General features: G+C 69.7%; 16 protein-coding genes and 3 tRNA genes. 17 read left to right on the top strand and 2 right to left on the bottom strand.

Annotated features, from left to right (window positions below; genetic code table 11):
* Positions 1-169: 169 nt before the first annotated feature.
* Together rpoB and rpoC are read left to right on the top strand one after the other, a co-directional pair.
* Complete coding sequence (rpoB, locus tag PGB26_RS01335) at positions 170-3,670, top strand: DNA-directed RNA polymerase subunit beta (protein WP_271638509.1); 3,501 nt, start codon at positions 170-172, stop codon at positions 3,668-3,670.
* Between the two features lie 46 nt (positions 3,671-3,716).
* Complete coding sequence (gene rpoC / locus PGB26_RS01330; protein ID WP_271638508.1) at positions 3,717-7,592, top strand: DNA-directed RNA polymerase subunit beta'; 3,876 nt, start codon at positions 3,717-3,719, stop codon at positions 7,590-7,592.
* A 296-nt stretch (positions 7,593-7,888) separates the two neighbouring features.
* On the opposite strand, the gene PGB26_RS01325 is transcribed toward rpoC, so the two are convergent.
* On the bottom strand, positions 7,889-8,482 hold the full coding sequence (locus tag PGB26_RS01325; protein ID WP_271638507.1) for a hypothetical protein: 594 nt from the start codon (positions 8,480-8,482) through the stop codon (positions 7,889-7,891).
* A 175-nt stretch (positions 8,483-8,657) separates the two neighbouring features.
* Between PGB26_RS01325 and PGB26_RS01320 the strand changes: the two genes are divergently transcribed.
* Both PGB26_RS01320 and PGB26_RS01315 read left to right on the top strand, forming a co-directional pair.
* Complete coding sequence (locus PGB26_RS01320; RefSeq protein ID WP_271638506.1) at positions 8,658-9,563, top strand: carbohydrate kinase family protein; 906 nt, start codon at positions 8,658-8,660, stop codon at positions 9,561-9,563.
* Positions 9,564-9,649: 86 nt separating this feature from the next.
* Positions 9,650-9,730, top strand: a tRNA-Tyr gene (locus PGB26_RS01315).
* Positions 9,731-9,927: 197 nt separating this feature from the next.
* On the opposite strand, the gene PGB26_RS01310 is transcribed toward PGB26_RS01315, so the two are convergent.
* On the bottom strand, positions 9,928-10,197 hold the full coding sequence (locus tag PGB26_RS01310; RefSeq protein WP_271638505.1) for a DUF2249 domain-containing protein: 270 nt from the start codon (positions 10,195-10,197) through the stop codon (positions 9,928-9,930).
* Positions 10,198-10,304: 107 nt separating this feature from the next.
* On the opposite strand from PGB26_RS01310, the gene PGB26_RS01305 reads away from it, so the two are divergent.
* From PGB26_RS01305 to PGB26_RS01245, 13 genes are all read left to right on the top strand, one after another.
* Positions 10,305-10,964: a helix-turn-helix transcriptional regulator gene (locus PGB26_RS01305; RefSeq protein ID WP_271638504.1), complete on the top strand. Its 660-nt coding sequence runs from the start codon at positions 10,305-10,307 to the stop codon at positions 10,962-10,964.
* Positions 10,961-12,340 (top strand): hypothetical protein, encoded by a 1,380-nt coding sequence (locus tag PGB26_RS01300; protein WP_271638503.1) that lies wholly within the window; start codon positions 10,961-10,963, stop codon positions 12,338-12,340. The genes PGB26_RS01305 and PGB26_RS01300 overlap by 4 nt, the downstream gene beginning before the upstream one ends.
* Positions 12,337-14,991 (top strand): multicopper oxidase domain-containing protein, encoded by a 2,655-nt coding sequence (locus PGB26_RS01295; protein ID WP_271638502.1) that lies wholly within the window; start codon positions 12,337-12,339, stop codon positions 14,989-14,991. The genes PGB26_RS01300 and PGB26_RS01295 overlap by 4 nt, the downstream gene beginning before the upstream one ends.
* 384 nt (positions 14,992-15,375) lie before the next feature.
* Positions 15,376-15,591 carry a hypothetical protein gene (locus tag PGB26_RS01290; RefSeq protein WP_271638501.1) on the top strand — a complete coding sequence of 72 codons (216 nt, stop codon included), beginning with the start codon at positions 15,376-15,378 and terminating at the stop codon, positions 15,589-15,591.
* 89 nt (positions 15,592-15,680) lie between these two features.
* Entirely contained in the window at positions 15,681-16,163 is a 483-nt protein-coding gene (locus PGB26_RS01285; RefSeq protein WP_271638500.1) for a nucleoside deaminase, read from the top strand.
* Positions 16,164-16,172: 9 nt separating this feature from the next.
* Positions 16,173-16,664, top strand: coding sequence for an FBP domain-containing protein (locus tag PGB26_RS01280; protein WP_271638499.1), 492 nt, complete (start codon positions 16,173-16,175; stop codon positions 16,662-16,664).
* A gap of 168 nt (positions 16,665-16,832) precedes the next feature.
* A complete protein-coding gene (locus tag PGB26_RS01275; RefSeq protein WP_271638498.1) occupies positions 16,833-17,642 on the top strand; it encodes an enoyl-CoA hydratase/isomerase family protein in 810 nt (269 codons plus the stop codon).
* 73 nt (positions 17,643-17,715) lie between these two features.
* A complete protein-coding gene (locus tag PGB26_RS01270; RefSeq protein ID WP_271638497.1) occupies positions 17,716-19,197 on the top strand; it encodes a DMT family transporter in 1,482 nt (493 codons plus the stop codon).
* The gene (locus PGB26_RS01265; protein ID WP_271638496.1) at positions 19,194-19,988 is read left to right on the top strand and encodes an inositol monophosphatase family protein; all 795 of its coding nucleotides are present in this window, start codon (positions 19,194-19,196) and stop codon (positions 19,986-19,988) included. The genes PGB26_RS01270 and PGB26_RS01265 overlap by 4 nt, the downstream gene beginning before the upstream one ends.
* A gap of 199 nt (positions 19,989-20,187) precedes the next feature.
* Positions 20,188-21,420, top strand: coding sequence for a M23 family metallopeptidase (locus tag PGB26_RS01260; protein WP_271638495.1), 1,233 nt, complete (start codon positions 20,188-20,190; stop codon positions 21,418-21,420).
* Positions 21,421-21,486: 66 nt separating this feature from the next.
* Positions 21,487-21,558 (top strand) — tRNA-Thr (locus PGB26_RS01255).
* Positions 21,559-21,590: 32 nt separating this feature from the next.
* Positions 21,591-21,664 (top strand) — tRNA-Met (locus PGB26_RS01250).
* A 307-nt stretch (positions 21,665-21,971) separates the two neighbouring features.
* Positions 21,972-23,441: a DUF3375 domain-containing protein gene (locus PGB26_RS01245; protein ID WP_271638494.1), complete on the top strand. Its 1,470-nt coding sequence runs from the start codon at positions 21,972-21,974 to the stop codon at positions 23,439-23,441.
* Positions 23,442-23,749: the final 308 nt, after the last annotated feature.

Genomic DNA, 23,749 nt, shown 5'->3' with positions numbered 1-23,749 from the left:
GGTCAAGGATTCCGCTTGCCATGTCGCGAAATCGTGCGTATAGTTGGTAGTTGCGCTCGCTTCTCCATGCCCTCATATGGTGGTCGGCATCCGTTGAGCTCTCGAGCGCGTACTCCACCGACGTCTAGGAATCGACCAGCCCCTGCACGGGCTCACGGAGGTTACTCCCTTGGCTGCTGCTCGCAACGCATCCACATCCACCACCAACAAGAACGGCCGCGGAGTCTCCCGCCTCTCGTTCGCCAAGATCTCCGACACGCTCGACGTTCCGGATCTGCTTGCTCTGCAGACCGAGTCGTTCGGCTGGCTCGTCGGCAACGACGACTGGAAGGCGCGCGTCGCCGAGGCCAAGAAGTCCGGCCGCAGCGACGTCTCCGAGGTCTCGGGCCTGGGTGAGATCTTCGAGGAGATCTCCCCGATCGAGGACCTCGGCGAGACCATGCAGCTCTCGTTCACGAACCCGTACCTCGAGCCCGAGAAGTACTCGATCGACGAGTGCAAGGAGCGCGGCAAGACCTACGCCGCTCCGCTGTACGTCGAGGCCGAGTTCATGAACCACCTCACCGGTGAGATCAAGACCCAGACGGTCTTCATGGGCGACTTCCCGCTGCAGACCGACAAGGGCACGTTCATCATCAACGGCTCCGAGCGCGTGGTCGTCTCGCAGCTCGTCCGCTCGCCCGGTGTCTACTTCGACAAGACCCCCGACAAGACCAGTGACAAGGACATCGTCACCGCTCGCGTCATCCCCAGCCGCGGTGCGTGGCTCGAGTTCGAGATCGACAAGCGCGACCAGGTCGGCGTGCGCATCGACCGCAAGCGCAAGCAGTCCGTCACCGTCTTCCTGAAGGCGCTGGGCATGTCGAGCGAGCAGATCCTCGCCGAGTTCGCCGGCTACCCCTCGATCGAGGAGACCCTGGCGAAGGACACCATCCTCACCCAGGAAGACGCGCTGCGCGACATCTACCGCAAGCTGCGTCCGGGCGAGCAGGTGGCAGCCGAGGCCGCGCGCTCGCTGCTCGACAACTTCTACTTCAACCCGAAGCGCTACGACCTGGCCAAGGTGGGTCGCTACAAGATCAACCAGAAGCTCGGTCTCGCAGCTCCGCTCACCGACTCGGTGCTGACCGTCGACGACATCGTCGCGACCATCAAGTACCTCGTGCGCGTGCACCGTGGCGACGAGACGTTCGAAGGCATCCGCGGCGGCAAGAAGACCGAGATCCGCATCGCCACCGACGACATCGACAACTTCGGCAACCGTCGCATCCGCGCCGTCGGCGAACTGATCCAGAACCAGGTCCGCACCGGTCTGTCGCGCATGGAGCGCGTCGTCCGCGAGCGCATGACCACGCAGGACATCGAGGCGATCACCCCGCAGACCCTGATCAACGTGCGCCCCGTCGTGGCCGCGATCAAGGAGTTCTTCGGCACCTCGCAGCTGTCGCAGTTCATGGACCAGAACAACCCGCTCGCGGGTCTGACCAACAAGCGCCGCCTGTCGGCCCTCGGCCCCGGTGGTCTCTCGCGTGACCGCGCCGGCGTCGAGGTGCGAGACGTGCACCCCTCGCACTACGGCCGCATGTGCCCGATCGAGACTCCTGAAGGTCCGAACATCGGTCTGATCGGTGCGCTCGCGACCTTCGCGCGCATCAACTCGTTCGGCTTCATCGAGACCCCGTACCGTCGCGTCGTCGACGGTGCCGTCACCGACCAGATCGACTACCTCACGGCAGCCGAGGAGGTCGACTTCAACATCGCCCAGGCGAACGCGCCGCTCGACAAGAACGGCCGCTTCACCGAGAGCCACGTCCTGGCCCGCCCCCGCGGCGGATCGGGTGAGGTCGACCTGTTCCTGCCCGAGGAGATCGGCTACATCGACGTCTCGCCGCGCCAGATGGTGTCGGTCGCGACCTCGCTCGTGCCGTTCCTCGAGCACGACGACGCGCAGCGCGCGCTCATGGGCGCCAACATGCAGCGTCAGGCCGTGCCGCTGCTGCGCTCGGACTCGCCGCTGGTCGGAACCGGTATGGAGGGCTACACCGCCATCGACGCCGGCGACGTGATCACCGCGCAGAAGGCCGGTGTCGTCAGCGAGGTCTCCGCAGACCGCGTCGTCGTCATGCTCGACGAGGGCGGCACGCAGGAGTACCACCTGCGCAAGTTCGACCGCTCGAACCAGGGCACCTCTTACAACCAGCGCGTGATCGTCAGCGCCGGTGAGCGCGTCGAGGTGGGCGAGGTCATCGCCGACGGTCCCGCCACTGAGAACGGCGAGCTCGCGCTCGGCAAGAACCTGCTCGTCGCGTTCATGCCGTGGGAGGGTCACAACTTCGAGGACGCCATCATCCTCAGCCAGGAGCTGGTGAAGGACGACACCCTCTCGTCGATCCACATCGAGGAGTACGAGGTCGACGCCCGCGACACCAAGCTGGGCAAGGAGGAGATCACTCGTGACCTCCCCAACGTCAGCCCCGAGCTGCTGAAGGACCTCGACGAGCGCGGCATCATCCGCATCGGCGCCGAGGTTCGCCCCGGCGACATCCTCGTCGGCAAGGTCACGCCCAAGGGCGAGACCGAGCTGTCGGCCGAGGAGCGCCTGCTGCGCGCCATCTTCAACGAGAAGAGCCGCGAGGTCCGCGACACCTCGCTGAAGGTGCCGCACGGTGAGCAGGGCACGATCATCGCCGTCAAGGAGTTCGACGCCGAGGAGGGCGACGACGAGCTGGGCTCGGGCGTCAACCGCCGCGTCGTGGTCTACATCGCCCAGAAGCGCAAGATCACCGAGGGTGACAAGCTCGCCGGCCGTCACGGCAACAAGGGCGTCATCGCGAAGATCCTGCCCGTCGAGGACATGCCGTTCATGTCGGACGGCACGCCGGTCGACGTCGTGCTGAACCCGCTCGGCATCCCGGGTCGAATGAACTTCGGCCAGGTTCTCGAGACCCACCTCGGCTGGATCGCCAAGACCGGATGGAAGGTGGAGGGTGACCCCGAGTGGGCCGCCAAGCTGCCGGAGAACGGTCGCGACGTCGCTCCGAACACCAAGGTCGCGACCCCGGTGTTCGACGGTGCCAGCGAGTCCGAGATCTCGGGCCTGCTCGACTCGACCCTGCCGACCCGTGACGGCGTGCGCCTGATCGACGCGTCGGGCAAGACGCAGCTGTTCGACGGCCGCTCGGGTGAGCCGTTCCCGGCTCCCGTCTCGGTCGGCTACATGTACATCCTGAAGCTGCACCACCTCGTGGATGACAAGATCCACGCTCGCTCGACGGGCCCCTACTCGATGATCACCCAGCAGCCGCTCGGCGGTAAGGCGCAGTTCGGTGGACAGCGCTTCGGTGAGATGGAGGTGTGGGCTCTCGAGGCCTACGGTGCCGCCTACGCGCTGCAGGAGCTGCTCACGATCAAGTCCGACGACATCCTCGGCCGCGTCAAGGTGTACGAGGCGATCGTCAAGGGCGAGAACATCCAGGAGCCCGGCATCCCCGAGTCCTTCAAGGTGCTCATGAAGGAGATGCAGTCGCTCTGCCTGAACGTCGAGGTGCTCTCGGCCGACGGCACAGCCGTCAACCTGCGGGACACCGACGACGAGGCCTTCCGCGCAGCGGAGGAGCTCGGCATCAACATCTCCAGCCGTTTCGAAGCGGCGTCGATCGACGAGATCTGATCTCGGCCCTCGACAAGCGACAGATTTTTTCTACACAGGAGAACTAGTGCTCGAATCAACCACTTTCGATGAGCTTCGAATCGGCCTGGCCACCGCTGACGACATCCGCGGATGGTCCTTCGGTGAGGTCAAGAAGCCCGAGACGATCAACTACCGCACGCTGAAGCCCGAGAAGGACGGCCTCTTCGGCGAGCAGATCTTCGGCCCCTCCCGCGACTGGGAATGCGCCTGCGGCAAGTACAAGCGTGTCCGCTTCAAGGGCATCGTCTGCGAGCGCTGCGGCGTGGAGGTCACCAAGAGCTCCGTCCGTCGTGAGCGCATGGGTCACATCGAGCTCGCCGCTCCCGTGACGCACATCTGGTACTTCAAGGGTGTTCCCTCGCGCCTCGGCTACCTGCTCGACATGGCGCCGAAGGACCTCGAGAAGGTCATCTACTTCGCCGCCTACATGGTGATCTCGGTCGACGAGGATGCTCGTCACCGCGACCTCGCCACGCAGGAGAACAACATCCGTCTCGAGCTGAAGACGCTCGGCGACCGCCGCGACGCGAAGATCGCGGAGCGGATGGCGAAGCTGGAGGAGGAGCTCGCCGCCCTCGAGGCGGAGGGTGCCAAGGCCGACGCCAAGAAGAAGGTCAAGGACGCCGCCGAGAAGGAGATGACCCTCACCCGCAAGGGTGCCGACGAGGCCATCGCCAAGCTCGAGCGCGTGTGGGAGGACTTCCGCACCCTCGAGGTGGGCGCGCTGCGCCCCGAGGACGACGTGTTCCACGAGCTGCAGGACCGGTTCGGTCAGTACTTCGAGGCGCACATGGGCGCCGAGGCGATCAAGCGCCGCCTCGAGACCTTCGACCTGCAGGCCGAGTCCGAGAGCCTGCACCTGCAGATCTCGGAGGGCAAGGGCCAGCGCAAGATCCGTGCGATCAAGCGCCTGACCGTCGTCAACTCGTTCCTCGAGACCGGCATGAGCCCGGCCGCCATGGTGCTAGACGTCGTGCCGGTGATCCCGCCGGAGCTGCGTCCGATGGTGCAGCTCGACGGTGGCCGCTTCGCGACCAGCGACCTGAACGACCTGTACCGCCGCGTCATCAACCGCAACAACCGTCTTCGTCGTCTGATCGACCTCGGTGCGCCCGAGATCATCGTCAACAACGAGAAGCGGATGCTGCAGGAGGCCGTCGACGCGCTGTTCGACAACGGCCGTCGCGGTCGTCCCGTCACCGGCACCGGCAACCGCGCCCTGAAGTCCCTCAGCGACATGCTGAAGGGAAAGCAGGGTCGCTTCCGCCAGAACCTGCTCGGAAAGCGCGTCGACTACTCGGGCCGTTCGGTCATCGTCGTCGGCCCGCAGCTGAAGCTGCACCAGTGCGGTCTGCCCAAGCAGATGGCTCTGGAGCTGTTCAAGCCGTTCGTGATCAAGCGCCTGATCGACCTCGGTCACTCGCAGAACATCAAGGCCGCCAAGCGTGCCGTCGAGCGCACCCGTCCCGAGGTCTGGGACGTGCTCGAAGAGATCATCCGCGAGCGTCCGGTGCTGCTGAACCGCGCACCCACACTGCACCGTCTCGGCATCCAGGCATTCGAGCCGCAGCTCGTCGAGGGTAAGGCCATCCAGCTGCACCCGCTCGTCTGCGCCGCGTTCAACGCCGACTTCGACGGCGACCAGATGGCTGTGCACCTGCCGCTGTCGGTCGAGGCCCAGGCCGAGGCCCGCGTGCTGATGCTCGCCTCGAACAACATCCTCAAGCCGTCGGACGGCCGTCCGGTCACCCTGCCCTCGCAGGACATGATCATCGGTCTGCACCACCTGACCACGGTCAAGGAGGGCGCTGCCGGTGAGGGTCGTGCGTTCGGCTCGGTCTCCGAGGCGATCCTCGCGAAGGACGAGGGCACCCTCGACCTGCAGGCGAAGGTCCGCATCCGCATCCCGGGTCTGACCTTCCTCGAGGGCGAGGCTCCCGAGGGCTACGAGCGTCACGGTCTCGTCGACGCCTCGCTCGGCCAGGCGATCTTCAACGGCGCGCTGCCGAAGGGCTACCCCTTCGTGCGCGGCCAGGCCGACAAGGGCAAGCTGTCGCAGATCGTGAACAAGCTGGCCGAGGAGTACCCCAAGGTCGAGACGGCCGCCACGCTGGACCGCATCAAGGATGCCGGTTTCCACTGGGCGACCCGCTCGGGCGTCACCGTCGCGCTCAGCGACATCCTCACCCCGCCGAACAAGGCCGAGATCGTCGCCGGCTACGAGAAGCAGGCCGCGAAGGTCCAGTCGCAGTACGACAAGGGCCTGACGACCGACATCGAGCGTCGTCAGGAGCTCATCAAGATCTGGACCGAGGCGACCGACGAGGTGCAGGCCGCGATGCGCGAGCACTTCCCCGAGGACAACACCATCAACCGCATGGTGACCTCCGGTGCGCGTGGTAACTGGCTGCAGATCCGCAACATCGCGGGTATGCGCGGTCTGGTGAACAACCCCAAGGGTGAGATCATCCCGCGTCCGATCATCTCCTCGTACCGCGAGGGTCTGTCGGTGGCGGAGTACTTCATCGCGACGCACGGTACCCGTAAGGGTCTCGCCGACACCGCTCTGCGCACCGCCGACTCGGGTTACCTGACCCGTCGTCTGGTGGACGTCTCGCAGGACGTCATCATCCGCGAGCAGGACTGCGGCACGTCGAAGGGCCTCGAGCTCCCGATCGCCGCTCCGAACTCGCAGGGTGTGCTGACGCGCGACGCGAACGTCGAGAACTCGGTGTTCGCCCGCACGCTGGCATCCGATGTCGTCACCGAGGGCGGCGAGGTCGTCGCCACCGCCGGCGAGGACGTGGGTGACGTGCTGATCGACAAGCTGGTCGAGGCCGGCATCGAGACCATCAAGGTCCGCTCGGTGCTGACCTGCGACTCGGCCGTCGGCGTCTGCGCGCAGTGCTACGGCCGCTCGCTCGCGACGGGCAAGACCGTCGACATCGGCGAGGCCGTCGGCATCATCGCCGCTCAGTCGATCGGTGAGCCCGGCACCCAGCTGACGATGCGTACCTTCCACACGGGTGGTTCGGCCTCGGCCGATGACATCACCCAGGGTCTGCCGCGTGTGCAGGAGCTCTTCGAGGCCCGCACCCCGAAGGGTGCCTCCCCGATCGCCGAGGCCGACGGCCGCATCACGATCGAGGAGACCGAGAAGGCCAAGAAGGTCATCCTCACGCCCGACAACGGCGACGAAGAGGTGGTCTACCCGGTGCTGAAGCGTGCGACGCTTCTCGTCGAGGACGGCCAGCACGTCACCGTCGGTCAGCCGCTGCAGGTCGGCACGCTTGACCCCAAGGAGGTCATGCGAGTCATGGGTGCCCGCGAGGTGCAGAAGTACCTCGTCGGCGGCGTGCAGGGCGTGTACCGCTCGCAGGGTGTGCCGATCCACGACAAGCACATCGAGGTCATCGTCCGTCAGATGCTGCGCAAGGTCACCGTGGTCGACCACGCTGACACCACGCTGCTGCCGGGTGAGATGGTCGACCTGAAGCGCTACCAGCAGATCAACCGCGAGGCCGTGGCAGAGGGCAAGCGCCCCGCGTCGGGTCGCCCGGAGCTGATGGGTATCACGAAGGCGTCGCTCGCGACCGAGTCGTGGCTGTCGGCTGCGTCCTTCCAGGAGACGACCCGCGTGCTCACGCAGGCCGCCATGGAGGGCAAGCGCGACCCGCTGGTCGGTCTCAAGGAGAACGTCATCATCGGAAAGCTCATCCCGGCCGGAACCGGTCTGTCGAAGTACCGCAACATCACGGTCGAGGCGACGGAAGAGGCCAAGAGCGAGCGCTACCCGAACCGGATCTTCGCATCCGACGGTGCGTACGCCGACGGCGACTTCGGCTACGTCGACTTCGACGCGTTCTCGACGGACGACATCACCCCCGGCACCTACAACTGATAGGTCCTGAGTGATTCGAAGGCCCCGGCCCCTCTTCGGAGGGTCGGGGCCTTTCCCATCCCCGCCGCGGGCCGGCCGGCGGGCCGGCGGGTCGGCGGGTCGGCGGGTCGGCGGATCTGCGGGCCGGCGGGTCGGCGGGTCGATCGCGAGACTTACGTTCCAGCACGAGACTTGCGCTCGGGACACCGGTTTCGTGCTGAAAGGTAAGTTTCGCGGGCGGCGGCGGCGCGGGCGGCGGCGCGGGCGGCGGCGCGGGCGGCGAGTGGGCGGCGAGTGGGCGGGCCGGCGGGTGGCGGTCAACCCCAGAGGGCCGCGATGATGCTCGAGGTGTACCCGTCGGGCGCGAGGTTCGAGTAGCGGGTGTCGATCAGCAGGCCGTCGCGCCAGAAGAGCGTGCGTCCGTCGGTGACGGGGTACTGCTCGTTCTGCCAGCTCTTCTCGCAGCGCGTGCCGCCGTCGGGGGTGTAGCAGGTGAACCCCTGGTCGGCGGCCAGGGTGTTGAGCAGGTCGAGCGCGGGGCCGCGGTCCATCCGCGAGATGGTGGTGCTCAGGCCCGTGGTGTCGGCGCGGGGGTCGCCCCAGTTGCAGACGAGCGAGCCGCTGACCAGCCCGCTGTCGCCAAAGGCGGGATCGTTCAGCGGCACGCCCTCGAGCTGCGTCAGCACGTCGTCCGAGAGGATCTCACGGCAGTCACCCGGCAGCGGCACGAGCGTCGGAGTCGGAGTCGGAGTCGGGGTCGGGGTCGCCGACGCCGAGGGGGATCCGGATGCCGATGGCGCGGCGCTCATCGACGGCGTCGCCGCCTGCTCCGGTCCGGCGGAGGCGCACCCCGCCAGAGCAGTGACGGATGCCAGGAGGAGCGCGACCGCCGCGCCGGCGCGGAGCTTCATGACCACACAGTACGACCGCGCGGCGCGCCCCGCGTGCGCCGCGCCGTCACCCGGAACAGGGCGGCCAGCCAGGGCGGGTGCGATCAGGTCATCCGTCCTGTCCTGGGCCGACGAGCCCGTTCTCGCAACGCCCCGGAACTGCCGTCGGCCGACCCGCCCGCGGTACCCTCGCAGAATGAGTGCAGTGGTGATCGGGGATGCCCTGATCGATGAGATCCGTGATGCCTCCGGCGTGCGTGAGCTGGTCGGCGGGGCCGCGCTGAACGTCGCTGTGGGCCTGCGTCGGCTGGGCGTCGAGACGACGCTGATCGCGATGGTCGGCGATGACGAGGCGGGTGCGCACATCCGCGAGTACCTGCGCGATCACGGCGTGCGCCTGATCGAGAGTCCGTCGCCGCGGGGGTCGTCGCGCGCGGTCGTCACGTGGTCGCCGGCGGGCGAGCCGCAGTACGCCTTCAACGAGGCCGCCCGTGGCCGCAGCATCCGGTACGACGAGGCGGAGCGTGCGGCGATCTCTGACGCCGACGTCGTCGCGATCAGCTGCTTCCCGTTCGATCGATCCGACGAGGTGGATGCGCTGGTCGACGCGCTGGGGGATGCCCGAGTCGCCGTCGATCCGAACCCCCGCAGCGGGATGATGGGCGACGTCGTCGAGTTCGTGCGCGGGTTCGAGCGCCTCGCCGCCAGGGCGGAGCTGGTGAAGGTGGGCGCCGACGACGCGACCCTGCTCTACGACGGCGACCTCGACGCGTTGCGCGAGCGGCTGCGCGGGCTCGGCGCGATGGCCGTGCTCGCCACCGCCGGTGCCGAGGGTGCGGTGCTCGAATCGGACGCACGCGTGTTCCGTGCGCCGATCGCCACGCTTCCCGGCCCCGTCGTCGACACCGTCGGCGCGGGAGACGCGACGCTCGCGGCCGTCGTCGCCGGGCTGTCGCGCGGGGAGCCGAAGACGGATGCCGAGTGGCAGCGGCTGATGGACGACGCCATGCTCATCGCCGCGGCAACGTGCCGGGCAGAGGGCGGACTACTGCGCACGCCGGAGTCGCTGCACGAGGCGGAGCGGGGCGTGTTCGGCAGCTGACCGCTCGATTTCTCACCGCCGCCGGCGACCGGTATGCTTGATCTTCGCGCCCCCGGTTGGCTGAGAAAGCCGGACGGGTGTGCACTGGCAAGTTGCCCGAGCGGCCAAAGGGAGCTGACTGTAAATCAGCCGCGTAAGCTTCGGGGGTTCGAATCCCTCACTTGCCACATCCAGACCGAAGGCCCTCGCATTGCGAGGGCCTTCGTCGTTCGCTCCTCTATGAGTCGTCCGCAGGTCCCGAATCGTCGCCTCCATATCGTCCGCAGGTCCCGAATCGTCGCCTCGCGTCGCGGGAGCCGGTCATACGGGGCCACTCGAACGCCCCCACGGCGCGATGCGACGGCAGCGCGTCGCCCTACCGCCCTCAGCCGGCGTTGCGCACCAGGATGCGCCAGCGCTCGGGGCCCTCATCGAGATAGCGGGTGTGGAAGGTGTCGCCGTGCTTGCCGCGCAGCTGGGTCAGCAGCGGCACCGGGTCGTGCGTAGCCGAGATGACCAGGGCGCCGCCCGGCTGCAGCGACTCGATCGCCCCGAAGATCGCCGCGTGGCGCACCGCGTGCGGGATGGCCTGCGCGTCGAGCTCGGGCAGCTGCTCGTCGTGGCCGCCGCAGGCGCAGCCCGTGCCGCCCGGCATCTGGGGAGGTGGCTTCCGAATGTGACCTGTGGATCTCGATGTATCCCATGATTTTCTCCGTCTCCGCGAGGTGGGCGCGTGCGGTCGATTTTATTACACTGGATACCGTGGAAAATGCAGAATCGACCGGAGAAAAGCCGGTCCGCCGCGGTGCAGACGGGGGTCGATACTCTTCGACGCGCGAGCGGATCCTCCGTGAGGTCGAATCGCGTGCCTCGGCATCCACGTCCGACATCGTGGCCGCCACCGGCCTGCACGAGAACACCGTCCGCGAGCATCTCGAGCGGCTGCGCCTCGACGGCCGGCTGCGCCGGGTCCGTGCCGAGGTGCAGGGCCGCGGGCGCCCCGGCTGGCGGTGGCAGGCGCCGCCCGCCGACACCGTGAACCCGTACGCCGGACTCGCGCTTGCGCTCGCCGACACCCTCACGCAGGTTGCGGCCGATCCGGTCGGGCAGGCGCGCGCGTCGGGTGAGCAGTGGGGTGCGCAGATCGCCGCTCAGCATCCGGATGCCGCGGCCACGCCCCGCGCGATGGTCGTCGAGGTCATGCGCGAGCAGGGCTTCGCGCCGATCGACGACGGCGGCGGCATCCGGCTGCACCGCTGCCCGCTGCTGTCGGCCGCGGCTCGCCGTGCCGATGTGGTCTGCGCGGTGCACGAGGGGATGATCGCCGGCATCCTGCGCTCTCGCGATGCGACGGCGGATGCCACGCTGCTGCCCTTCCAGGCCGACGGCGCGTGCGCGCTGCACCTGCGGACCGCATCATGACCGGCGCGCCGCGCCCCGGCGCCGCCGCCGGCCTGCCGCACCCCCGCACCGCCGAGCTGCCGCGCCCCGGCGCCACCGCCGGGAAACCACGTTCTGCGCGGGGAACCACTTCCCGCGTGATTTCTCGCGACGGACGTGGTTTCTCAGCCGGCTCGTCGCGCCGCCGCCCGGGTGTGGCCCTGGTATGGATGCTGCCCGCCGGCCTCGCCCTGCTCGCCGGGCTCGACGCCGGCCTGCTGCTGCTGGGTCTGCCCGCGCCGGTCACCGCCGAGCGTCTTCCCGACGTGCACGGGATGCTGCTCGTGCTGGGCTTCGTGGGCACGCTGATCAGCCTGGAACGAGCCACCGCTCTCGCCCGGCCGCTGGGCTATGTCGCGCCCGCGCTGCTCGGCATCGGCGGCATCCTGCTCATCACTCCGCTCGTGCCGCTGGTCGCGGCGAAGATCGTGCTCGCCGCGGGTGCGGCATCCTTCCTCACCGTCTACATCCCGCTGTGGCGACGACAGTACGACCACGCGCTGCTCACCCAGCTGCTCGCAGCGGGCCTCGCGCTCGCCGGAGCGCTCATCTGGATCGGGCAGGACACGATGACCCGCGTGATCCCGTGGCTCATCGGCTTCGTGGTGCTGACGATCGCGGCCGAGCGGGTCGAGCTCGCGCGCATCACGATGGGGCCGGCAGCGGGCATCCGGCTTCTCGTGCACGGCTGGGCGGCGACGGCGGCGCTGGTTGTCGGACTCGTCTTCCCCGACGCCGGAGCCATCGCGCTCGGTCTCGTGCTGCTGTCGCTGACGGGATGGCTGGTCGTGCACGATGTAGCGCGTCGCACGATCCACGCGACGGGTGCGACGCGGTACATGGCGGCGTGCATCCTCGCCGGATACGTCTGGCTCGCGCTCGCGGGGCTCGTGCTGCTGCTCGGATCGCCCGAGGCGCAACCCGCCTACGACGCGGTGATCCACGCGGTGTTCCTCGGCTACACCTTCTCGATGATCATGGCGCACGCGACGACGATCCTTCCCGCCGTGCTGCGGGTCGCCCTGCCCTACCGCCCCGCCTTCTGGGCGCCGGTCGCGCTGCTGCAGCTGGCGCTGGTCGTGCGCGTGTGGATGGGCGACGGTCTCGGGATGCCGGCGGCCTGGCGCATCGGGGGAGTGCTCGGCGTCATCGCGCTGCTGCTGTTCGTGCTGACCGCCGTCTACAGCGCGGTGCGCGGACCGGCGCGCGCCCCCGCGGCCGCACCCACTCCGGAGGAGAACTCCGCCGAGGGAGGACGGATGCTGCGCGTGGACCGTCCGCGCCGCGCGTTCTCCCGGACCGATGGCGCGCCCTCCCGATCCGATGGCGCGCCGACCGTGGAGGAGGGCTCCGCATGACGAAGAACCGCGGATTCTGGCCGATGCGCGACATCCCGACCGTGCTGTGGCTGCTGCTCACGGTCGCGGCCGCCCTCGCGCACCGTGCGCTGCCGATGCCGGGCTGGCTGATGATCCATCTGCTGCTGCTCGGCGCGGTCACGCACGCGATCCTCGTGTGGAGTCAGTACTTCTCGTTCGCCCTGCTTCGCAGCGCCGCCACAGACGTCGATCGCCGGCGCCAGAGCATCCGGTTGATCCTGTCGAACTCCGCCGCCGCGCTCGTGATCGCGGGTGTGCTCAGCGGCATCTGGGCGATCACCGTCACCGGAGCCGCCGCGCTGATCGTCGCGGTCGGCTGGCACGGGGCGACCCTGCTCGCCCGGATGCGCGGCAGCATGCCGGGCCGCTTCGGCCGCACCATCCGGTACTACGTCGCCTCGGCCGCGCTGCTGACGATCGGCGCAGCCCTCGGTGCCTGGCTCGCGCGCGGCGACTCGGCGCCGAACCTCGTCATCGCGCACGCGCTGATCAACGTGCTGGGCTGGATCGGGCTCACCGTCGGGGGCACGGTCGTCACGCTGTGGCCCACGATCCTGCGCACCCGCGCCGACGAGGGCGCCGCGACCGGGGCATCCCGTGCCCTGCCCGTCCTCGCCGGCGGTGTCGTGGTCGCCGCCACCGGGGCCGCGCTCGCACAGCTGCTCGTCGTCGCCGCCGGGCTCGGTGTGTACCTCGCCGGACTCGGGATCATCTTCGGCTCGCTGATCCGGGCCGCGCGACAGAAGGCTCCGCGCAGCTTCGCCGCGCTGTCTGTGGGTGCGGCGCTGCTGTGGTGGGCGGGCGCCGTCGCCGTGGTCGTGGTGGGTGCGGTTCTGGCCGCGCTCGATGGCAGCGGCTTCCCGGCACTCGACGCCCTCTTCGCACAGGTCGTGCCGTACCTGGCCGCCGGCTTCGCCGCGCAGGTGCTCGTCGGCGCGCTGAGCTACCTCGTCCCCGTGGTGTTGGGCGGCGGCCCCACGCCCGTGCGCGTCGGCACGGCCGGGTTCGATGCGGCCGGTATCCTGCGCGTCACGGTGGCCAACGCCGCGCTCGCCGTCTGCGCCCTGCCGGTGTCGAGCCTCATGCGCGTGGTCGCGTCGATCATGTACCTCGTCGCGATGGCGTCGTTCCTCGTCGTGATGTGGCGCGCGATGCGCGCCCAGCGCCGGGCGAAGGCCGCGAATGACCCGCTGGACGCCAGGTCGAGCGGTCGCCGGGGGCCGATCGTTCCCGAGGGTGAGCACGCGCCGGGACGCCGCTCCGGGCAAGCTGTCGCTGGCGTGCTGGCGGTGGTGCTCGTTGCGGCGGGTCTCGCCGCGGTCGATCCGGCCGGTCTCGGCTGGAGTGCCGCGCCGGTGGGAGCGGCGGATGCCCCGGTGCAGACCGTGCAGGTCGAGGCGGCCAACATGCGCTTCACCCCGAACCGCATCGAGGCGCCGGTGGGCACCCGGCTGGTCGTCGAGGTCACCAACACCGACGACGAGCAGGTGCACGATCTCGTCTTCGCCAACGGGATCGCGGGCGGGCGCCTCGCGCCGGGCGAGAAGGAGACGATCGACGTCGGCGTGATCACCGGCGACCTCGACGGCTGGTGTTCGATCCTCGGGCATCGGCAGATGGGAATGACGCTGCAGATCATCGCCACCGGCGCCGAGGCCGGCAGCGAGACCGGCGGCGACTCGAAACCGGATGCCGCTGGGCACGACATGGGCCATATGGGCGGCGACACCGCGAGCGCCACCGCGACCGCCCCCGACGTGATGGCCGACCCCGGCCCCGGCTTCGAGCCCTACGATGCCGAGCTGCCCGCGCTTCCGGCATCCGCTGCCCCGGTGACCCGCGAGCTCACTCTCACCGTCCGAGACGAGAAGCGCGAGGTCGCGCCGGGCGTGACGCAGACGCTGTGGACGTACAACGGCACCGCCCCCGGGCCGCTGCTGCACGGCCGGGTCGGCGACCGCTTCGTCATCACGCTCGAGAACAAGGGCACGATGGGGCATTCCATCGACTTCCACGCCGGGTCTCTGGCGCCCGATCGCCCGATGCGCACCATCCCGCCCGGCGAGAGCCTCACCTACACGTTCACCGCGACACGGGCCGGGATCTGGATGTACCACTGCTCGACCATGCCGATGACCGCGCACATCGCCAACGGTATGTACGGCGCCGTGATCATCGAGCCCGACGACCTTCCCGCCGTGGACCGCAGCTACGTGCTGGTGCAGGGCGAGTACTACCTCGGCGATCACGACGGCGGCACGGTCGACCCCGACCGCATCGCCACGCGCGACCCCGACCTCGTCACCTTCAACGGCTACGCGAATCAGTACGATCACGCGCCGCTTCAGGCAGCGGTCGGCGAGCGGGTGCGGGTGTGGGTGCTGGATGCCGGGATCGAGCGCCCCAGCAGCTTCCACATCATCGGAGGGCAGTTCGACACGGTCTGGGCCGAGGGCGCATATCTGCTCGACCACTCGGCCGAAACCGGATCGCAGGCTCTGGCGCTGCAGCCCGCGCAGGGCGGGTTCGTCGAGCTGACCTTCCCGGAGAAGGGCACGTATCCGTTCGTGTCGCACCTCATGATCGACGCCGAGCGGGGAGCGCACGGGCTGTTCGCGGTGGGGAAGTAGGGCCGTGCTGCCCCGTACGGCCTCCGAAGCATGACGGCGCGGCCTGCCCGGTCGCCCTTCCGTGACGAATCGGGGGCCGACACGCCAGATGAAGGACGTTTCGTGGTGATCGGTCCGACATCTGGAGTGTCGGCCCCCGGAATGTAACGGTGCGCGGCCCGGTCGGTCCCCCGGCGCATGGAGGTGTGCGGCCTGCCCCGTCGGTGACGAATCGGGGGCCGACACGCCAGATGAAGGACGTTTCGTGGTGATCGGTCCGACATCTGGAGTGTCGGCCCCCGGAATGTAACGGTGCGCGGCCCAGTCGGCCCCCGGAATGCAACAGCCACGGCTCCCGCGGACACAGGGTTCTGGCCTGCGCTTCCCCTGACTCGAGGAGGCAGCATGATCCGGACGGTGCTGGTCGCGCTCGCCGCGGTGTTCACCTGGGGCGCCCTGGTCGGGTGCTCTCCGGCATCCGGCGACCCGCGGCCTGACGCGGCGGAACGGGCGACAGCCGACCTGTGGGCGGCGATCGACGCGGAGGACGCCGACGCGACCATTCGCGCGATCGAAGACGCTACTCGAGGCGGGCGCCGACCCGAACATCACCGACAGTGAGGGGCGCACGTCGCGCGAGCTGGCGGTCGAGCATGGTCACGACGAGATCGCCGCGGTGATCGACGCGGCCGGATGAGAGGGTGGACGCCATGGATGCCACGGACCTGACCCATCTGCGCCGCTGTGTCGAGCTCGCACGGGAGGCGCTCGACGACGGCGACGAGCCGTTCGGCTCTCTGATCGTCTCGGCCGACGGAGACGTGCTCTTCGAGGACCGCAACAGGGTCGCCGGCGGCGATCACACCAGGCATCCGGAGTTCGAGATCGCGCGCTGGGCGGCAGCTCACCTGTCTGCGCAGGAGCGGGCGGATGCCACGGTCTACACCTCGGGTGAGCACTGCCCCATGTGCTCGGCGGCACACGCCTGGGTGGGCCTGGGTCGCATCGTGTACGCGACCTCGTCGGCGCAGCTGTCGCAGTGGCACGAGGAGTGGGGGCTCGGGCCCGGACCTGTGGCCGCGCTGCCGATCCAGACGGTGGCTCCGGGCATCCCGGTCGACGGCCCTGCCGACGAGCTGGTCGACGAGGTGAAAGAGCTGCAGCGCCGCCTCGCCGAGCGTCAGTCTTCCTAGACTGGATCGATGCGACCACTCACCGAGACCCAGGTGCGCGAGGCGATCAAGAACGCCGACGCCGAGGAGATCGACCAGATCGGCATGCCCCACGACTTCATCCTGACCGACTGGGACTACATCGACTTTCTCGCCTGGCGCGATCCCGAGTCGAGCCGGCGGGCCGTCGTGATCGTCGAGCGCGACGGCCAGCCGATGGGCATCGTGCTGCGCTCGACCGACCCGGCGCGGGTGCGCTCGGGCATGTGCAACATCTGCCGCACGATGCAGCCTGGCAACCAGGTCGCGCTGCTGACCGCGCGGCGCGGGGGAGCGAAGGGCCGCCGCGGCGACAGTGCGGGCACGTACATCTGCGCCGACCTGTCGTGCCATGACAACGTGCGACTCGCGCATCCGCTCGCACCGAGCGAGGTGCGCGCCCCCGGTCAGATCGACCAGCGGCTCGACGGCACGAAGCACCGCATGGAGGACTTCGTGGTGCGCGTGCTGTCGGAGGACTGACCGCCGCCGACCCGGGGTTGCGTCTGCGCCTGCGAGCGAGGTCAGGTTCGTACGGTTTCCGGCCCGTGAGCGTACCGAAGTGACCTGGCATGCGGGGCCGACGAGCCGCAGGCGTGACGCTGAGTACCGGGTAGGCTGAAACCCCGTCCTGCGCATCGAAGGAGAGCCATGACCGAGCCGCTGCTGCTCACGATCGACGAGGGCCTCGCTCGGCTCACGCTCAACCGCCCCGCGAGCCTGAACGCCTTCGACGCCGACCTGGCGCACGCCTGGCGGGACGCCACGGCCGAGGCCGTTGCTCGCGACGATGTCGGCGCCATCCTCATCGAGGGTCGCGGCCGCTCGTTCTGCGCAGGCGGCGACGTGCGCGCCATGTCGGCGAGCATGTCGGGCGGGCACGAGATCACCGCACTCGCGCAGGTCATCAACGCGGGCATCCTGTCGCTGACGACCTCGGCCGTCCCGGTCGTCGCGGCCGCGCACGGCACCACGGCGGGGGGCGGCCTCGGCATCCTGATGTGCAGCGACTACGCGGTCATCGGCGCGAGCTCGAAGATCGGCAGCCGCTACGCGAACATCGGACTGACGCCCGACCTGTCGGTCTCTGCGCAGCTGGCACGGGCGGTCGGCGAGCGCCGTGCTCTGCAGCTGCTGCTGCAGGACCGGATGCTGTCGGCTGACGAAGCCGTCGAATGGGGCCTCGTCGCCGAGGCGATCGCCGGCCCGTCGGGCGAGGCGGGATCCGATCCGGATGCCGAGGCGGATGCCGTGCGCGAGCGCGCTGAGGAGGTCGCGCGGTTCTGGCTGGCCGGCGCATCCGGTGCGTACGGGCACGCCAAGCGCCTCGTGCGCTCGCAGCCGTCGCGGTCGTTCGAAGAGCAGCTGAGCGCCGAGGCCGACTCGATCGGCGCGGCGTTCGACACGGACGATGCACAGGCGCGCATCGCCGGATTCGCGGCCGCATCGCGCAAGCGCTGACGTCTCTGCACAGCATCCGATCGTCTTGACCGGTGCATGCGAGGATGAGAGCACCGACCGGGAGGATCTCATCATGTCCGACGTCACACCGTCAGCCGAGCATCCGGTGAACGCCGATGCGCACAAGCCGATGTCGTCGAAGCTGCTGCGCGGCGCGATCTGGATCGCGATCGGCGCGCTGATCGCGGCCGCCCTCGTGTGCGTCGTCTGGGTGCTCGTCGGCGACCAGGACGGCCTCATCGGGCGTGCGTTCCTCACGATCCTGCTGCTTGCCCTGTTCGCCGGCGTCGCGATCGCCGAGGCGCATCTCGCCGAGCGTCGGCCCGACTGGCTCGCCCTGTCGAGCATGATCAGCTGGATCATCGTGCTGCTCGTCGGCGCGGTGAAGATCTGGCTGCCGCGTGACATGTCCGAGACCTTCGGCTGGGCGGGAGCGAGGTTCTTCCAGTTCCTGCTCGTGATCGCGATCCTGCAGCTCGCGCTCGTGCACGTGCGCCTGTTCACGAAGGCATCCCGCCGCTACGTCACCACCTTCACGCGTGTGATCGTCATCGTCACGTTCGCGATGCTCGCGGGCCTCGTCGCGCTGCTGGTGTTCCACCTGACGTTCCCCGAGCAGTTCCGGTACGACGACCTGTACTGGCGCATCGTGGTCGCGCTGGCGATCCTCACCGCCGTCGGCACCACCCTGATCCCGCTGCTGAACGCGCTGTTCGCTCCGCGTGCACCCCGGCCCACGCGGCCGGTCGCCGTCGCGCCGCAGCAGATGTGGCCGACCTACGCCGACGGTCGCACGCCGCTTCCGGCTCTGCCCGACGGCAGCCCCGACCTGAACGCGTATTACACCGGCCGTCCGACCTACGCGCCGCAGCGGGCGTCGAGCTTCCCGACGCTCGAAGCCCCGCAGCATTCGTACGGGCACGCCGCGCCGGCCGGGCCCCAAGCAGGCTCTCCCACGGTCGCGCCGCGAGTCGAGCCGAAGTGGGATGACAGCGCGCCGTTCGCGCACGTGCCTCCGCGCGCGAGCGACGGTTCGGCTGCGGGCGTACCGACTGCTCCCCCTGTGCCGCCGGCGCCGCCCGCCCCGCCGGCACCCCACGCGCCTTCGCGGTCGCACGGTTCGGTCTCGCACGGTTCGGTCTCGCACGGTTCGGTCTCGCACGGTTCGTCGGTGCCGAACGCCCCTTACGGTGGCGCGGCCGCACCCGGCGGCCAGCCGGCACCGCCTGCGCCGCACAATTCCGGCGCCTCGACTCTCCCTCCGGTGCCTCCGGTGCCTCCGGTGCCTCCGGTGCCGCACGATTCCGGCATCCCGACGCCTCCTCCGGTTCCTCCGGCCCTGCACTCCGGCGGCGAGCAGGCACCCGCCCCGCAGCCCGGCACCGCGCAGGCACCGGCCTCGCACCTCGGCGGCGACCAGGCCCCCGCCCCGCACCTCGCCGGCGATCAGGCGCAGGCCCTGCACCGCGACGGAGATCAGCGCTCCCCTTCGGCTGACCAGCGCTCCACGTCGACCGAGCCGTCCCCGCCGCAGCGGACGGATGACCAGTCGTGAGCGCAGCCGACCTCGGCGCGCTGGCCGCTGAGATCGCTCGCGAAGCCGGCGAGCTGGCTCGACGGCGCCGCTCCGAAGGCGTGGCGCTCGCGGCGACCAAGTCCACGATCGCCGACATCGTGACCGAGGCCGACCGCGAGGTCGAGCAGCTCATCCGCGAGCGGCTGCGCGCCGAGCGCCCTGACGACGGCTTCCTCGGGGAGGAGACCGGCGCCGAGCGCGGTTCGAGCGGGCGCACCTGGGTGGTCGACCCGATCGACGGCACGGTGAACTACGCGTACGGCATCCCGGGATATTCGGTGAGCATCGCCGTCGTCGACGGCGAGCCCGATCCCGAGCGCTGGCAGGGCGTCGCGGCGGCCGTGTGCGCTCCGGCACTGGGCGAGCTGTTCACCGCCGTGCGCGGTGAGGGCGCCTGGCTCGACGGCACCCGCCTCGCCGTCACCACCGAGACCCCGGCCGGAGCGCTGCTCGGCACCGGATTCGGCTACGACCCGACGACGCACGACGGCGACCTGGCCACGGTCGGGCGCGCGATGACCATGGCTCGTGACCTTCGCCGCATGGGATCCGCGGCGATCGATCTCGCCTATGTCGCCGCCGGGCGCCTCGACGGGTTCTTCGAGCGCGGTCTGAATCCCTGGGACTTCGCTGCCGGAGCGCTCCTGGTCGAGGAGGCAGGGGGTGTGGTGACGCGCCTCGATCCTTCCGCCGCACGGCCCATGCTGGTCGCCGGCGGACCCGATGTGCATCGTCGGCTGTGCGAGGCGATCGCCGTCCCACATGAGTGAGCGATATGTCGGACTCATGGCTTTTTCAGCCTGAGCACGATAGCGTTTATCCGATCGTTACTTTCGTTGCCCGAACGGCGAGAGTGACCAAGCCCTTCCCCAGCTTGACCCGAAACCCGAGAGATCCGTTTTGCCCCCTGAGCACACTGAGAACGCCGCTGCCCCGACGCGTCGTTCGAATCGACTTCGCGCCGCCACGGTGGTCCCCGCGGATTCGACGACTCCGAACGCAGACCAGGTCGTCCCGACTTCGGCATCCGCTGTCGCCGCCGCTGCGGCCGTGACCGCCGCCGCCGTCTCGGCCGCCGCGACCAGCCGCCGCGCCCGCCGGATGGCCGCCAGCGCGGGCCCCGAGGCGCCGACCGTCGCCGAGCCCGAGGCCGTGATCGCGCCCGCCGCGGTCATCGCCGAGATCGTGGCATCAGTGGCATCCGCCGCGCAGCCTGCGCCCGCACCCGCGGTGCGCGACGAGCCCTCCGCCGTCGAGATCGAGCAGATCGCCGAGCAGGTCGCAGCCGCGGCCGAGCCGGAGGCAGCGCCGGTCGACGCGGATGCCTTCGCCGCGGCGTCGATGGCCTTCGGCTTCCGCCCCGTCGACGACCAGCCCCGGGTCGACGGCTCCGTCGACGACGTGCCCGTCGCCGACGAGCCGGTGTCGGCGGGCGTCGTCGCCTCGCACCTAGCTCCGCGGCGCCCGCGCGTCTCGCGGTTCGTCGCCGCCGGCGCAAGCCTCGGCATCATGGGCGTCGCCGGTCTCATCGCGGTGTCGATGACCCTGCCCGTCTCGGCCGTCGCCGCCGCGCAGGGCGGTGCCTCCGCATCCCTCGTCGCGGGAGCGACTGCCGCCGCGTCATCAGACAAGGTCGACGAGGGCGAGATCCAGGCGTTCGTCGCCCCCGCCGATGTGCAGGGCGAATCGCTCGCACGCTCTGACTCGTACTCGACCATCTCGCTCGCGCAGGTCGCGGCCGAAGAGGGCATCAAGTTCTCCGAGAGCCTGTACACGAACGACCCCGAGGCGGCCATCCAGTGGCCGTTCAAGGTCGGCGTGGCGATGAGCTCGCCCTACGGCCAGCGTTGGGGCCGACTGCACGCCGGCATCGACCTCGTGCCCGGGGAGGGTGCGCCGATCCAGGCGATCGCCGACGGCACGGTGCGCATCGCGACCGAGTCGGGCGGCGCATACGGCGTGACGATCTACATCGACCACGTCATCGACGGCCAGGTGGTGACGAGCCACTACGCGCACATGCAGCATGGCTCGATGCAGGTCAAGGCCGGCGACAAGGTCAAGGTGGGCGACGTCATCGGACACGTCGGCAACACCGGCCGTTCGTACGGCGCGCACCTGCACTTCGAGATCATCATCAACGGCTCGACCGTCGATCCGCTGCCGTGGATGCAGCGGAACGCCGGGCGTTACGAGTACTGATCCTCGATTTCGCGCGAGACACGGTGAGGTGATAATCTCATCTGGTTGCCCGGAAACGGGCAGCACGCCCCGATAGCTCAGTGGCAGAGCACTTCCATGGTAAGGAAGGGGTCGTCAGTTCAATCCTGACTCGGGGCTCGCAGCATTCGCATTTCGATCGGATGCCCTGCGGCAGGGTAGCTCAGTTGGTGAGAGCGCACGACTCATAATCGTGAGGTCGCGGGTTCAAGCCCCGCTCCTGCTACAGAATGAAACCCCCGGTGAAGCCGGGGGTTTTGTCGTATCCGGGATGCGTTGCTGCGGCCGGTTCGGGATTTGCCCACGGTTCCCGAGACTTCCGTTCCAGCACGAGACATGACGCTTGACGGTCGGTCTCATGCTGCAACGCAAGTCTCGCGGAGGCGCCGTGTCGCCGCCATACAGCCCCAGCCGTGCCGCGGCCGTGCCGCCATCGTCGCCGCAGCTGCGGCGACTCGCCGACCGGGCACGAAGGCCGGCCGGGCGCGCCGCCGGGCATGAAGCGCAGGCACCCGACCGATAAACTGGAGCGTGTGACTGGCGCGCGTGCCGAGGCGGCATACTCTCGCTCCCTCGCGGCGTTCCGAACGCCGACGCTGGGGCTGCTTCACGGTCGCCAGGCGCCCTTCGTCATCGCGGCGCTGTCGATGCTGTTCTCGGCCGAGCGCCCGTCCGTGCCCGTGGCCGACGCGCACGCCGAGGTCGCCGAGGCGCTCGACCAGCTGCGCTCTGCAGGACACGACGATGACGACCGGCGCATCCCCGCTGGCAGTGGCCGGGAGGTGTGCCGCACCTGGGCGAAGCAGGGCTGGCTCGTGCAGCAGATCGACGACGACGTCGAGGTCTACCGGCTCTCTGCGCACGCGGTCGAGGCGCTCGAGATCACCGGCCGCACCGGCGGCGGCCGCACCCGGGTGTCGAACTCGCGTGTGCGCACCCTGCTCGACGCGGTGGAACGGCTGGCCGACGAGGCCGAGGCCGACCCCGTCAAGCGCATCGCCCGTCTGACCGCCGAGAGAGATGCCCTCGACGCCGAGATCCTGCGGGTGCAGGCGAACGGCACTGTTCCCGTCGACGACGAGGAGCTGTTTGAAGAGGCCGAGAACATCCTGCACCTGGCGCGCGAGCTGCCCGCCGACTTCACCCGCGTCGCCGAATCGCTCAAGGCGATGCAGCGCGACGTCGTCGCGCACCTGCGCCGTGACGAGCGCCCGACCGGCGAGGTGCTGCGCGAGTACCTGCAGCGCGCGAAAGACGTCATGCAGGCGACTCCCGAAGGCCGCGCGTTCGCCGGAGCGCTGCGGCTGATCGGAGACCCCGAGCGCATCGACGCTCTCGCCGAGCAGCTGCACGACCTGCTCGCGCATCCGTTCGCCCGTCACCTCGATCAGACCCAGCGCGCGGAGTTCGACGCGATTGGCCGCCGGGTCGAGCTGGGCGTCGAGGAGGTGCTCGCTGCGCAGCGCCGTGCTTCGCACGTCATCACCGGGCAGGTGAAGACCCACGACCCGCTGCGCGACCGGCAGATCGACGACCTGCTGCGCGACGTCATCTCGGGCCTGCATCAGTGGGCGCAGTCGGCGCCGTCGAACGCGGTGGTCGATCCGGTGCGCAGCCTGCCGCTCATCGACCTCGGCCGGCTCCGTCAGACCGTCGGCGATGTTCGCCCGCCCGGGGCTCCCGCCCCGCTGACGGATGCCGACGACGTCGAGTACCTCGAAGCCGATTCGCGCTCGTGGGGCGGCCCCCGCTACGCCGAGCTCGAGACGTACGTGGCGGGCCTCGGCGCGGAGTTCGACCTGGCGGATGCCTTCGCCCACGCACCCGAAGACACGCGGCGCCCGGTGGACCTGGTCGGTCTGCTCGAGATCGCGCACCGCAATGGCATGACCGAGACCGAAGGCCTGTCGACCGTCGAGACGATGCGCCCCGACGGCACCACGAGGCGCTTCGCGTTCGTCTCGGTGACCGCCCGCGCAGCCGAGGAGGATCACGATGACTGACGAGACTGCTGCCTCGGGCCCGGCCGCTGCCCCGGCATCCGGGTCGGGGATGGGAAATGCCGGTGCGGATGCCGCGGAACCGGCGTTCGGCATCCCGGAGTCGTCGGCCGCGGGCCGGGCAGCCGGGTCGGGGATGGGAAATGCCGGTGTCGATGCCGCGGAACCGGCGTTCGGCATCCCGGAGTCGCCGGCCGCGGGCCGGGCAGCCGGGTCGGGGATGGGAAATGCCGGTGCGGATGCCGCGGAACCGGCGTTCGGCATCCCTGAGTCGTCGGCCGCGAGCCCGGCATCCGGGTCGGGGATGAAAA

The organism is Microbacterium sp. nov. GSS16, assembly GCF_028198145.1.
GTDB lineage: Bacteria > Actinomycetota > Actinomycetes > Actinomycetales > Microbacteriaceae > Microbacterium.
This window is presented reverse-complemented; position numbering and strand designations above follow the sequence as displayed.

Bases quoted from the DNA above. Each gene is read 5' to 3' on its own strand.
- PGB26_RS01310 (WP_271638505.1), bottom strand. From the start codon at position 10,197: ATGCCGGGCGGCACGGGCTGCGCCTGCGGCGGCCACGACGAGCAGCTG.
- PGB26_RS01295 (WP_271638502.1), top strand. From the start codon at position 12,337: ATGACGAAGAACCGCGGATTCTGGCCGATGCGCGACATCCCGACCGTG.
- PGB26_RS01285 (WP_271638500.1), top strand. From the start codon at position 15,681: ATGGATGCCACGGACCTGACCCATCTGCGCCGCTGTGTCGAGCTCGCA.
- PGB26_RS01270 (WP_271638497.1), top strand. From the start codon at position 17,716: ATGTCCGACGTCACACCGTCAGCCGAGCATCCGGTGAACGCCGATGCG.
- PGB26_RS01280 (WP_271638499.1), top strand. From the start codon at position 16,173: ATGCGACCACTCACCGAGACCCAGGTGCGCGAGGCGATCAAGAACGCC.
- PGB26_RS01325 (WP_271638507.1), bottom strand. From the start codon at position 8,482: ATGAAGCTCCGCGCCGGCGCGGCGGTCGCGCTCCTCCTGGCATCCGTC.
- PGB26_RS01290 (WP_271638501.1), top strand. From the start codon at position 15,376: ATGATCCGGACGGTGCTGGTCGCGCTCGCCGCGGTGTTCACCTGGGGC.
- PGB26_RS01275 (WP_271638498.1), top strand. From the start codon at position 16,833: ATGACCGAGCCGCTGCTGCTCACGATCGACGAGGGCCTCGCTCGGCTC.
- PGB26_RS01300 (WP_271638503.1), top strand. From the start codon at position 10,961: ATGACCGGCGCGCCGCGCCCCGGCGCCGCCGCCGGCCTGCCGCACCCC.
- PGB26_RS01320 (WP_271638506.1), top strand. From the start codon at position 8,658: ATGAGTGCAGTGGTGATCGGGGATGCCCTGATCGATGAGATCCGTGAT.